The sequence below is a fragment of the Pseudomonas sp. AC255 genome, assembly GCF_979258175.1.
Map to the genome: position 1 here is coordinate 3,782,511 of NZ_OZ409841.1, position 11,052 is coordinate 3,793,562.

At 59.8% G+C, this 11,052-nt stretch carries 12 protein-coding genes; 3 read left to right on the forward strand and 9 right to left on the reverse strand.

Annotated features, from left to right (window positions below; translation table 11 throughout):
• From ACZZ0K_RS17185 to dapA, 3 genes are read right to left on the reverse strand one after another with little or no spacing between them, the layout of a single operon-like run.
• Positions 1 to 762 (reverse strand): MBL fold metallo-hydrolase, encoded by a 762-nt coding sequence (locus tag ACZZ0K_RS17185; protein WP_024012002.1) that lies wholly within the window; start codon positions 760 to 762, stop codon positions 1 to 3.
• Between the two features lie 6 nt (positions 763 to 768).
• Positions 769 to 1,884 (reverse strand): outer membrane protein assembly factor BamC, encoded by a 1,116-nt coding sequence (bamC, locus tag ACZZ0K_RS17190; RefSeq protein WP_076566403.1) that lies wholly within the window; start codon positions 1,882 to 1,884, stop codon positions 769 to 771.
• 17 nt (positions 1,885 to 1,901) lie between these two features.
• Complete coding sequence (gene dapA, locus ACZZ0K_RS17195; RefSeq protein ID WP_016771265.1) at positions 1,902 to 2,780, reverse strand: 4-hydroxy-tetrahydrodipicolinate synthase; 879 nt, start codon at positions 2,778 to 2,780, stop codon at positions 1,902 to 1,904.
• A 328-nt stretch (positions 2,781 to 3,108) separates the two neighbouring features.
• Here dapA and ACZZ0K_RS17200 point away from each other — a divergent pair, with 328 nt between their 5' ends.
• Entirely contained in the window at positions 3,109 to 3,669 is a 561-nt protein-coding gene (locus ACZZ0K_RS17200; RefSeq protein WP_024012001.1) for a glycine cleavage system transcriptional repressor, read from the forward strand.
• A 10-nt stretch (positions 3,670 to 3,679) separates the two neighbouring features.
• Positions 3,680 to 4,153 (forward strand): peroxiredoxin, encoded by a 474-nt coding sequence (locus ACZZ0K_RS17205; RefSeq protein ID WP_041478861.1) that lies wholly within the window; start codon positions 3,680 to 3,682, stop codon positions 4,151 to 4,153.
• A gap of 119 nt (positions 4,154 to 4,272) precedes the next feature.
• Here the strand turns inward: ACZZ0K_RS17205 and ACZZ0K_RS17210 are convergent, their stop codons facing one another.
• Together ACZZ0K_RS17210 and ACZZ0K_RS17215 are read right to left on the reverse strand one after the other, a co-directional pair.
• Complete coding sequence (locus tag ACZZ0K_RS17210; protein ID WP_041478862.1) at positions 4,273 to 5,343, reverse strand: AI-2E family transporter; 1,071 nt, start codon at positions 5,341 to 5,343, stop codon at positions 4,273 to 4,275.
• Positions 5,344 to 5,375: 32 nt separating this feature from the next.
• Entirely contained in the window at positions 5,376 to 5,615 is a 240-nt protein-coding gene (locus tag ACZZ0K_RS17215; protein WP_041478863.1) for a sulfurtransferase TusA family protein, read from the reverse strand.
• A gap of 96 nt (positions 5,616 to 5,711) precedes the next feature.
• On the opposite strand from ACZZ0K_RS17215, the gene ACZZ0K_RS17220 reads away from it, so the two are divergent.
• A complete protein-coding gene (locus ACZZ0K_RS17220; protein WP_463559229.1) occupies positions 5,712 to 7,145 on the forward strand; it encodes a M48 family metalloprotease in 1,434 nt (477 codons plus the stop codon).
• Between the two features lie 80 nt (positions 7,146 to 7,225).
• Here ACZZ0K_RS17220 and ACZZ0K_RS17225 read toward each other — a convergent pair whose 3' ends face one another.
• The 4 genes from ACZZ0K_RS17225 to rpoE form a co-directional block, all read right to left on the reverse strand.
• Complete coding sequence (locus tag ACZZ0K_RS17225) at positions 7,226 to 8,659, reverse strand: DegQ family serine endoprotease (protein ID WP_095180603.1); 1,434 nt, start codon at positions 8,657 to 8,659, stop codon at positions 7,226 to 7,228.
• A gap of 208 nt (positions 8,660 to 8,867) precedes the next feature.
• On the reverse strand, positions 8,868 to 9,833 hold the full coding sequence (locus ACZZ0K_RS17230) for a MucB/RseB C-terminal domain-containing protein (RefSeq protein ID WP_095180602.1): 966 nt from the start codon (positions 9,831 to 9,833) through the stop codon (positions 8,868 to 8,870).
• Between the two features lie 8 nt (positions 9,834 to 9,841).
• A complete protein-coding gene (locus ACZZ0K_RS17235) occupies positions 9,842 to 10,429 on the reverse strand; it encodes a sigma-E factor negative regulatory protein (RefSeq protein WP_008077804.1) in 588 nt (195 codons plus the stop codon).
• A 30-nt stretch (positions 10,430 to 10,459) separates the two neighbouring features.
• Entirely contained in the window at positions 10,460 to 11,041 is a 582-nt protein-coding gene (gene rpoE / locus ACZZ0K_RS17240) for an RNA polymerase sigma factor RpoE (RefSeq protein ID WP_003172477.1), read from the reverse strand.
• Positions 11,042 to 11,052 lie beyond the last annotated feature (11 nt).

Consider the following 11,052-nt stretch of genomic DNA (forward strand, 5'->3'; position numbering starts at 1 on the left):
CTAGGCGATGTGGCGCCAGTCGAGCCCTGAATCTTGATCGGCCAGTTGCAGCCAGTCCGGGTCGCACCCGAGGGTGTCGACAAAACATTGCCGGGCCAGCTGCGGCAGGTTGTTCTTGCTGCTCAGATGGGCCAGCACCAGGTGTTGCAAACCCTGCCAGCCCAACTCGGCCACCAGGAATGCCGCCTGATGGTTGTTCAGATGTCCGCGTTCGCCGCCCACCCGCTGCTTGAGAAAGTACGGGTAGTGACCACGAGCCAGCATGTCGCGGCAATGGTTGGACTCGATCATCAATGCGTCGAGGTCCCGATAGCCATCCAGCACCCGCTCGCAGAACGACCCCAGATCGGTCAGCAGGCCGAAGCGCCGCTGTTCCTGATCGCTGAAGACGTACTGGGTCGGCTCCTGCGCGTCATGGGCCACGGCAATGACCCCGACGTTCAGTGCGCCGATCTGCAGTTGCTCGCCGCCGGCGAGAAAGCCTGCCGGTTCCAGCGGTTTGCGCATCCCGCGCAGTGTGCCGCGACTGAGGTAGACCGGCAGATTGTAGCGCCGAGACAGCAAACCCACGCCATGCACGTGGTCGGCATGTTCGTGGGTCACGAGTATCGCGCTCAGTTGCGCCGGGTGCACACCCAGGCGCAACAGACGTCTTTCGGTTTCCCGCAGGGAAAAACCACAATCTACCAGCACGTACGTATCAGCACTGGCGATCAGCGTGCCGTTCCCTTGGCTACCGCTGCCGAGAACGGCAAAACGCATATCGGATCAGCCCAGGTTGTCCTGAATCACGCTCAACACTTTACGCGCGACATCGGCCGGCGCGACGGTGTTGATGTTCTTTTCGACGGTGACCTGGATGTTCTCGCCCACCTTGCTCAGGCGAACCTGATAACGCTCGGCGCGGGCTTCGACTTCTTCCTTGCTCGGCGCACTGCCGAACAGGCTGCTGAAGAAGCCAGGCTTGTCGTCTTTCTTCTCGGCTTTTTCGGCCAGGTTGATGTAGTACAAGCCCAGGCTGCGGTTGATGTCTTCAACGCGCCATTCGCCCTGTTCCAGCGCACGGCCGACGCTCGACCAGGCGCGGTCCAGATCGGTACCGACGTTCAACACCGGGTTGCCGCTGCCGTCTTCGTTCAGGCTGACACGGCTCGGGGCGTCGAAATCACGCGAGGCCAGCATCGACACCGAGCCGCCCTTCTCGGAGGTGCGACTCATGCTCGCGAGCATGTCGTCGACCAGCGCAGCGTCCAGGCCAGTGTTGACCGAACGGTTGGTGAAGGCCACGTCGGCCGTGCTGCCGGCAGGACGCTCGGCGCTGACTACGTAGATTTCACTGGTGTTGCGCTGCACGCCCGGCTCGATACGTACGCGCACACGGGTTTCGCTGTCGCTGGCGATACCGGCCGCACTCAGGCGCTTGGCCATCGAAGCGGACAGCTCGTCGGAGTGCTGCCAGGTAGTGGTGAACTCGCCGGTCTGCGGACGCTGTTCATCCAGACGGAAACCGTTGTCCTGGAAGAACTGCAGCGCCACTGGCCAGACTTCGGCCGGTGGGTGCTGGGCCACGACCCAACGCGTATCACCGCTCTTCTGCAGCGAGTAATCCGTGGCATCGGCAACCGCCGACAGCGGCTGAGGACGCGGCACGACGTATTCGCCCGTCGCGGTGTCATCGGCCACGTTGCGCGGGATCGGCAACAGCGGATCGAGGCGCTTGGCAGTGCTCACATCCGGTGGCAATTGCATCGGTGCAGTCTGTTGCGCTTGCAGGTAATCGCTTCCACGGTCGCGGAAATAACCTTCCGGCCCCCAGACCCATCCGCAGCCACTGGTGCTGGAGATAATCAAGGCAAGTGCGGAAAGTCCGGCCATTCGCTTCATGCGTTGTACTTCCTCAATTAAACCAGGACGTTGCACTGGCGCAGGGCCGAGCGCAGCGTTTCATGACAAGGGGTGCTCAGCCAGGTCAGTGGCAGGCGGATGCCTTCGTGCATCAGGCCCATTTCGACCAAAGCCCACTTCACCGGAATCGGGTTGGCTTCGATGAACAGATCCTTGTGCAGCGGCATCAGTTTTTCGTTGATTGCGCGTGCGGTATCGGCGTCGCCCTTCAGCGCGGCCTCGCACAGGTCAGCCATTTCGCGCGGGGCGACGTTGGCGGTGACCGAGATGTTGCCTTTGCCGCCCAGCAGGATCAGCTCGACAGCGGTCGGATCATCGCCGGACAGCACGATGAAATCCTTGCTCACGCCATCGATGATCGCTTTGGCGCGTTTGAGGTCGCCGGTGGCTTCCTTGATGCCGATGATGTTCGGCACGGTGGACAGGCGAATCACCGTCTCGGCCTGCATGTCGCAGGAGGTGCGGCCGGGAACGTTGTAGAGAATCTGCGGAATGTCGACCGCTTCAGCGATGTGCTTGAAGTGCTGGTACAGACCTTCCTGGGTCGGCTTGTTGTAATAAGGAACCACCAGCAGGCAGGCATCGGCGCCGGCGGCCTTGGCGTTGCGGGTCAGCTCGACGGCTTCGCGGGTCGAATTTGCGCCGGTGCCGGCGATGACCGGAATGCGCCCGGCAACCTGTTTGACCACGGCTTTGATGACGGCGATGTGCTCTTCTACATCAAGGGTGGCCGACTCGCCGGTAGTACCGACGGCGACGATGGCATGGGTGCCGTTCTTGAGGTGGAAGTCCACGAGTTTGCTGAGGCTGTCCCAGTCAAGACGCCCTTGTGCATCCATGGGAGTGACCAGTGCCACCATACTGCCCGCAATCATGAAACCGCTCCTGCCGGAAAAAGAGAGCGGTAATGGTACTGGCGCCAAGATGCTTGCACAAGCGAAGTACTGCGCCGCTGCCATTCCCCTTGGCGCCGCTTTTCGCTACCCTTCAGACTTTGATCGGTACAGATCAGCTTGTACGCCGGGTTTCAGCCTCCCCTTTCGGCCTCCCAGGCCCCGTTCCTGCGTCGCATCGACGCGCTCCCGCACAGTGGAGCGAGCCGCGAACGCTGGCCGGGGCTCTTTATACGGACCGCCAGAACAGGCACGCCCGGCCACCAATGCCCGTCAACCTACCGACCGCTCATCGCTTTAGGAATGCTGCATGTCCACCCCCACAGTTCGCGAACAATTCCTTGTCATCAGTGCCCTCGGCGCCAACCCCATGGAGCTGACCAACGTCCTGTGCCGCGCCAGCCATGAAAACCGCTGCGCTGTCGTCACCTCTCGCCTGACCCGCCACGGCGAGTGCAGCGCTCTGGTGCTGGAAGTTTCCGGTAGCTGGGACGCCCTCGCGCGCCTCGAAGGCAGCCTGCCATTGCTGGCCAAGCGTCACGCTTTCACCGTCAACGTGGTGCGCAGCGCCGCTCTGGAAAATCGTCCGCAAGCGCTGCCTTACGTGGCTTACGTCAGCTCGGCGTATCGCCCGGACATCATCAATGAGCTGTGCCAGTTCTTCATGGACCATAACGTCGAACTGGAAAACCTCACCTGCGACACTTACCAGGCTCCGCAGACCGGCGGCACCATGCTCAACGCCACGTTCACCGTGACCCTGCCGGCCAACACGCAGATCAGCTGGCTGCGCGATCAGTTCCTCGATTTCGCCGACGCGATGAACCTGGATGCCCTGATCGAGCCTTGGCGCCCACAAAACCCAATGTAAGGAAGCTTTCATGGCCGTTGTCATCGACCAACCGGTTGCGGATTTCACCGCGCCTGCGACCAGCGGGCAGACCGTCAGCCTGTCCGAACTCAAGGGCAAGCAAGTGGTGATCTACTTCTACCCAAAGGACAGCACCCCGGGCTGCACCACTCAAGGCCAGGGCTTTCGCGATCAATATGCGGCGTTCAAGGCTGCCAACACCGAAGTCTTCGGCATTTCCCGCGACAGCTTGAAGTCGCACGAAAACTTCAAAGGCAAACAGGAATTTCCATTCGAGCTGATCAGCGATAAGGACGAGGCGGTTTGCCAGCTGTTCGACGTGATCAAGCTGAAAAAGCTGTATGGCAAGGAATACCTGGGCGTTGATCGCAGCACTTTCCTGATTGATAAGGACGGTGTGCTGCGTCAGGAATGGCGTGGTGTGAAGGTGCCGGGGCATGTTGATGCCGTGCTGGCGGCGGCTGAGGCTCTGAATAAAGCCTGATGTTTTTGCTGCGTCGTCACCGACGCCATCGCTGGCAAGCCAGCTCCCACAGGGTTCAGCACATACAAAACCTGTGGGAGCTGGCTTGCCAGCGATGAGGCCAAAAGCCTCACCCCGATTTAAAGCAACGGCGCCACCACCGGCTCCTTGCGCGGCCACGCATCGAGCACAGCCTTGAACAGCGTCGCCAGCGGGATCGCAAAGAACACACCCCAGAATCCCCACAGCCCGCCAAACAGCAGCACCGCGCAGATGATTGCGACCGGATGCAGATTCACTGCTTCCGAAAACAGCAATGGCACCAGCACGTTGCCGTCCAGCGTCTGAATGATTCCGTAGACCGCCATCAGGTAGATGAACTGATCGCTCCAGCCCCACTGGAACAGCGCAATCAGCAGCACCGGCACCGTCACCACTACTGCACCGACATACGGCACCACCACCGACAACCCCACCAGCAACGCCAGCAGCGCCGCGTAATTCAGGCCCAGCGCGATGAAGGCGATGTAGGTCACGCCGCCGCAAATCACGATCTCGATACCTTTGCCGCGGATGTAGTTGGCAATCTGCCGGTTCATTTCCTGCGCGACGCGGGTGATCAGCGCGCGCTCGCGAGGCAGATAGCCACGCACCCACTCGCCGATCATGGCCCGATCCTTGAGGAAGAAAAACACCAGAATCGGCACCAGCACAAGGTAGATCATGATGTTCACCAGCAGCGGCAAACTCGACAACGAGAAAGTCAGTGCCCACTGGCCAAACTTGCCAATCTCGCCCCGCGCCGCTTCGATCGCTTGCAAGACTTGCTCGTCAGACACCAGATGCGGATAGCGCTCTGGCAATAGAAGCAGCAGCGACTGCCACTTGGCGAGCATGCCCGGCAACTCGTTGAACAGCGTGATCAACTGATGCCACAGCAGCGGCAGCACCACAACAATAAACAGCATCAGCGCGCCCATGAACAGCGCAAACACCAGCCCCACCGCCACCCCGCCGGGCACACGCAGCCGCTCAAGCGTCACCACCAGGCCTTGCATCAGATACGCCAGCACCATGCCCGCCAATACGGGCGCGAGCATGCCGCCGAGGGTAAGCACGGCGGTGAAGGCGAGAACCAGCAGCACCGCCAGCACCACGGCTTCTTCATCGGAGAAGTAGCGCTGAATCCAGTCGCGTAACACTTTGAACATCAATAATCCCTTCGATCGTTAACGCGCTCGCGTCAGGCTTTTTTCAACCAGTAACGGTAGACGCCAGCCTCGTCTTCTTCGCGCAACAGCGCATGACCGGCCAGTTTGGCAAAGGTACGGAAGTCGCGTTGCGAGCCGGCATCGGTAGCGATCACCTTGAGCACAGCGCCGCTGTGCAGTTTGTTGAGTTCCATTTTTGCCTTGAGCAACGGCAACGGACAGTTCAGGCCACTGGCGTCCAGTTCCACGTCATGGGCTACAGCGTCAGTCATTGCGTCACTCCGGTTCGTTGTCGAGCTGCCTAGAATATCTGGTCGCGGCTTCGGTGTCCGGCTACAGTAAGGTCTTTGTCCTCCAAGGCTTTGTGCATGACTTTTCTGCGCCCTACCCTGCTGACGCTCGCTTGCCTGCTCGCCTCACCAGGCTTTGCCGACGATCTGCCGTCACTCGGCGACGCCAGCTCTGCCATTGTCTCGCCGCAACAGGAATACCAGCTCGGCCGCGCCTGGCTGGCCATGCTGCGCAGTCAGGTTTCCCAGCTCAACGATCCGCAGCTCAAGGACTACGTCGAATCCAGCGTGTACAAGCTGGTCGAGACCAGTCAGGTTTCCGACCGACGTCTGGAATTCATCCTGATCAACAGCCCGCAACTCAACGCCTTTGCAGCGCCGGGCGGAGTGGTCGGGGTCAACGGCGGTCTTTTCCTCAACGCCCAGACCGAGGGTGAGTACGCCTCGGTGCTCGCTCACGAATTGGCGCACTTGTCGCAACGCCACTTTGCTCGCGGGGTGGAAGCTTCACAAAGAATGCAGGTGCCGATGATGGCCGCGTTGCTGGCCGGCATTGTCATTGCGGCGGCCGGCGGCGGTGATGCCGGCATCGCCACGATCGCTGGCACCCAGGCTGCGGCGTTGCAGGAACAGCGGCGCTTCTCGCGACAAAACGAACAGGAAGCGGATCGCATCGGCATCCTCAATCTGGAAAAGGCCGGTTACGATCCGCGCTCAATGCCGACCATGTTCGAACGCCTGATGCGCCAGTACCGCTTCGACGCCAAGCCGCCGGAATTCCTCCTGACTCACCCGGTTACCGAATCGCGTATCGCCGACACCCGCAACCGCGCCGAGCAGGCGAAACCGGGCGGCATCGAAGACAGCATGCGCTACCAGTTGATCCGCGCGCGGGTGCAGTTGATCTACGAAGAAACCCCGGGGCTGGGCGCCAAGCGTTTCCGCGCCCTGCTCGATGAAAACCCGAAAAACGATGTCGCGCGATACGGCCTCGCCATCGCGCAAATCAAGGGTGGCCAGCTGAACGAAGCCCGCGAAAATCTCAAGCAATTGTTGGCCAAGGCGCCGAACGAGATCATCTACAACCTCGCTCAGGTCGATCTGGACATCACCAACAATCGCCTGCCCGATGCGCAGTCACGGGTCGACCGCATGCTCACGCAGTTCCCGGGCAACTATCCGCTGAATCAGGTGCGTGTCGATCTGCTGTTGAAACAGAATCGCGCCGCCGATGCCGAGAAGGCGCTGGACAGCCTGCTCAAGTCCCGCCCGGATGATCCGGACGTCTGGTATCAGGTTGCTGAAACCCGTGGCTTGTCGGGCAACATCATCGGCCTGCATCAGGCGCGAGCCGAGTATTTTGCGCTGGTCGGCGATTACCGCCAGGCCATTCAGCAGTTGGACTTCGCCAAGCGCAAGGCTGGCAACAACTTCCCGCTGTCCTCGCGCATCGATGCCCGCCAGCGTGAGCTGATGGAGCAGGAACGCATGGTCAAGGACATGATGGGCTGAGTCTTTCCAGGCAAGACAAAAGCTGCAGACACAAAAAAACCGCCTCTTTCGAGGCGGTTTCCTTTTACCTTGTTGCTGGCTTATTCAGCCAGTTTGAAGGTGATGAAGCTGGCACGGCCCTGACGCAGCACGCGCATCGACACCGAACGGTTCTTCGGCAACGCCTTGGCGATGTCGGTGAACTCCTTGGCCGAGCCGATGGCCTGGTTGTTCAGGTGAGTAATCACATCACCCGGCTGCAGACCGATCAGGGCCGCAGGACCGTCCTGCACTTCCTTGATCACCACACCACCTTTGAGGTCGTAGGCTTTCTTCTGCTCGGAGGTCAATTCGCCGACCGCAACACCCAAGCGGTTGCTGCTGCTTTCCGCGCCGGATTTCGGCAGTGCGTCTAGCTCTTTATCCTCGTCCGGGATTGCGCCGACAGTCAGCTCGACGTTCTTGCGCTTGCCTTCTCGAATCACTTCCAGATTAGCTTTGGCGCCAGCCTTCAGCGCGCCGACCAGATGCGGCAGATCGGCAGACATGACGATCGGCTGACCGTTCATGCTCAGGATCACGTCGCCAACCTGCAGGCCGCCCTTGGCCGCAGGGCCGTCATCCTGGATCTGCGCTACCAGCGCGCCAGCTGGCTTGTCCAGACCAAATGACTCGGCGAGGTCCTTGTTCACTTCCTGAATGACCACGCCCAGCCAGCCGCGGCTGACTTTGCCACCGCTTTTGAGCTGATTGGAAACGTCCATAGCCACGTCGATCGGGATGGCAAACGAAACGCCCATGAAGCCACCGGAGCGGGTGTAGATCTGCGAGTTGATGCCGACCACTTCACCGTTCAGGTTGAACAGCGGGCCACCGGAGTTGCCCGGGTTGATCGGCACGTCGGTTTGAATGAACGGCACATAGTTTTCGTTTGGCAGGCTACGACCGACGGCGCTGACGATGCCTTGGGTCACGGTGTGGTCAAAGCCGAATGGCGAACCGATCGCGACGACCCACTGGCCAGCCTTCAGATCCTGGGATTTGCCGAGCTTGAGCACCGGCAGATCCTTGCCTTCGATTTTCAGCAACGCCACGTCGGAACGTGGATCGGTGCCGACCAGCTTGGCTTTCATCTCACTGCGGTCAGCCAGACGGACGAGGATTTCGTCAGCATCGGCGATCACGTGGTTGTTGGTGAGGATGTAGCCGTCCGGCGAAATGATGAACCCCGAACCCAGCGATTGCGCTTCACGCTGACGCCCGTCGCCACGCGGTGAGCGCTGCTGAGGCGGCATGCCGCGCTCGAAGAATTCGCGCAGCATCGGTGGCAGGCCTTCCAGATCCGGCATCTGCTGATTCACGCGACGGTCCGGCAGTTTCTGCGTGGTACTGATATTCACTACCGCTGGCGACGCTTGTTCGACCAACTGGGTGAAATCAGGCAGATCGGCCGCTTGCGCAGCAGGGACCGCCTGACCGAGCAACAGCACGGTGGCGAAGATGGAAAGATAAGATTTCAAACTAGGTATCGACATACAGCTCCCGTTACGACGAGCAGGGTTAAGCGATATGGAGCAAAGGAACACCGGAAACCACAGACCGGTATTTTTGTTCCGGGAACAACAAACAAGGCCAGAGCCGTGAGGCTCTGACCTATAAAAAATTTTCAGTGGTTTTGCAAATGAAAATGCTCAGCAAACATTTCGACGTCTCGACGACGAGGTGGAAATGACTGAAATCAGCTCACTGCTTGCTGGTCGCAGCGCCATCGTTGTTACGCATCGATAGAGCAATTCGTTCGGCGGTGCCAATCGGGATTTCGCCAACCACCGTGACCATCATTTCACCTTGCGGTGTAGTCAAACGACGGGATACCGCGACGGTCGGACCCAACTGAGTGCGGGTGTCGGTGACGGTGGCACCGTTCAATGGCTCAAGGAACACCGAGAAACGCGCCAGGCCATCGTCATACATCAAGCTGCTGACCTGGGTATTGGTCTGCGCATCCTTGTGCGAACTGCTGCTGGTCAGCTCGAAGCCGGGCGGCAGCCAGTCCGAACGCCAGTTTTGCACGGTCTTCGCCGCAGAAGCCTTGTCGCTTGCGATGTTGATCGGCTTGCAATCGGCGTCAGCCAGCAAATCCTTGTCCGACGGGACTTCATCGGTGTCGAGGCTGGTGAACTGAAAGCGCTCGAGCAATTGCCCTTTATCGTTCAACAGCAACGACTTGAGCGGCAGGCCGGTTTTCTTGTCCAGATGCAGCTCGAAACCGTATCGGTGCTGATCACGAGGGGTCAGCGACACGATCACTGCATCACGACCGGCCACGCGCGACTTGCCAATGACAGCAAGGTCATACCAATTCTTCAGCTTTTTGGGGTCCAGCGCACGGGCGGCAGCGTTGGGCGAGTCACCCAATCCCGCAATCAGTGTGCCGCTGACGCATTGAGTTCGTCCATCAATGCGCACGACTTCCTGAGCCGAACCGTCGAGCTGCAATAACCGCTCGCGGACCTGGCCATTCTGGACACGATGCCAGATGTTGTGCGTGGAAAAACTGCCGTTGCGCTCGTAAACGAAAGTACCGTGAAAGCTTTGCTGCTGCTCGGCCTGGCCCAGACGGGTCAACCAGTCCTGGGCCTCGTCAGCGTGGGCTGGAACGATGAACCAGCCACTGAGCAGAAGCGAAAGTAGAGGGATGGCGCGCATGATCCTCCTTAACGGTTTTCCAGGCTTGCGGCACGTGCGTATGGCAGCGCGCTTTCAGTTCCTTTGAGTGCAGCCTGCTGAGCGTGCTGACGCAGATAGCCTGGCAGACGCTGATCATGCCAGCCTGGCTGTCCTTGCAGAACGCCGTTAGCCATAGGACCAGTTGCTTCCGAGCTTTCGCTGTAACCAGCCAGAACTGCCGGACCTTTGACCTGTGGAGTGGCCAGAGTAGGCTGATTCGACTGCTGGGCCAGTTCAACACCAGCGATTTCGTCCTGGTTGTACAGGCGAACACCGGCCAGAACGGCCACGGTTACCGAAGCGGCAACAGCGAGGCGACCCAGGTTGCGCCATGGGCTGCGGGATACTTTGGCCGGAGCCGTTTCGTCTTCCAGCGCAGCGGACACTGCCGCAGCGATATCCAGACGCGGAAGCAGCAGATCCTTGTGCATGGCTGCCCGAGCGATCTGGTAACGAGCCCAGGTCTCACGGGTATCAACATCATCCAGTGCGCTAAGCACTCGACGCAATTCCAGTTCGTCCGCTTCGTTATCCATCACTGCGGACAGCGATTCCTGCAGGGCTTCACGACTCATGGCGTTCCTCTCTTGGCTGTCGCCGCTGTCTCAGTTTTCCTGCAACAACGGTTGCAGGGCTTTGTCGATGGCCTCCCGAGCGCGGAAAATCCGGGAGCGCACGGTACCCACCGGACACTGCATGACGCTCGCAATGTCCTCGTAACTCAGACCATCGAATTCACGTAAAGTTAAAGCCGTACGCAAATCCTCTGGCAGTTGCTGGATGGTCCGATGGACGGTGCCTTCGATCTCATCCCGCAGCAATGCACGTTCTGGTGATTCGAGATCCTTGAGGCCGTGATCGCCATCGTAGAACTCCGCATCCTCCGAACTTACATCGCTATCCGGCGGCCGACGGCCGCGGGAAACCAGGTAGTTCTTTGCCGTGTTAATGGCAATACGGTACAGCCACGTATAAAACGCACTGTCACCGCGGAAATTTCCAAGTGCCCGATACGCCTTGATAAAGGCTTCCTGAGCAACGTCCTGGGCTTCATGGGTGTCGTGCACAAAACGCACGATCAACCCGAGAATTTTGTGCTGATATTTCAGCACCAGCAGATCGAAAGCTCGCTTGTCGCCACGCTGTACGCGTTCGACCAGCTGCTGATCCTCTTCCTGGGTTAGCATGAACACTCCTC

What these genes read in the sequence shown, in the direction of transcription:
- ACZZ0K_RS17185 (WP_024012002.1), bottom strand. Translation starts at nt 762, where the DNA reads ATGCGTTTTGCCGTTCTCGGCAGCGGTAGCCAAGGGAACGGCACGCTG.
- bamC (WP_076566403.1), bottom strand. Translation starts at nt 1,884, where the DNA reads ATGAAGCGAATGGCCGGACTTTCCGCACTTGCCTTGATTATCTCCAGC.
- dapA (WP_016771265.1), bottom strand. Translation starts at nt 2,780, where the DNA reads ATGATTGCGGGCAGTATGGTGGCACTGGTCACTCCCATGGATGCACAA.
- ACZZ0K_RS17200 (WP_024012001.1), top strand. Translation starts at nt 3,109, where the DNA reads ATGTCCACCCCCACAGTTCGCGAACAATTCCTTGTCATCAGTGCCCTC.
- ACZZ0K_RS17205 (WP_041478861.1), top strand. Translation starts at nt 3,680, where the DNA reads ATGGCCGTTGTCATCGACCAACCGGTTGCGGATTTCACCGCGCCTGCG.
- ACZZ0K_RS17210 (WP_041478862.1), bottom strand. Translation starts at nt 5,343, where the DNA reads ATGTTCAAAGTGTTACGCGACTGGATTCAGCGCTACTTCTCCGATGAA.
- ACZZ0K_RS17215 (WP_041478863.1), bottom strand. Translation starts at nt 5,615, where the DNA reads ATGACTGACGCTGTAGCCCATGACGTGGAACTGGACGCCAGTGGCCTG.
- ACZZ0K_RS17220 (WP_463559229.1), top strand. Translation starts at nt 5,712, where the DNA reads ATGACTTTTCTGCGCCCTACCCTGCTGACGCTCGCTTGCCTGCTCGCC.
- ACZZ0K_RS17225 (WP_095180603.1), bottom strand. Translation starts at nt 8,659, where the DNA reads ATGTCGATACCTAGTTTGAAATCTTATCTTTCCATCTTCGCCACCGTG.
- ACZZ0K_RS17230 (WP_095180602.1), bottom strand. Translation starts at nt 9,833, where the DNA reads ATGCGCGCCATCCCTCTACTTTCGCTTCTGCTCAGTGGCTGGTTCATC.
- ACZZ0K_RS17235 (WP_008077804.1), bottom strand. Translation starts at nt 10,429, where the DNA reads ATGAGTCGTGAAGCCCTGCAGGAATCGCTGTCCGCAGTGATGGATAAC.
- rpoE (WP_003172477.1), bottom strand. Translation starts at nt 11,041, where the DNA reads ATGCTAACCCAGGAAGAGGATCAGCAGCTGGTCGAACGCGTACAGCGT.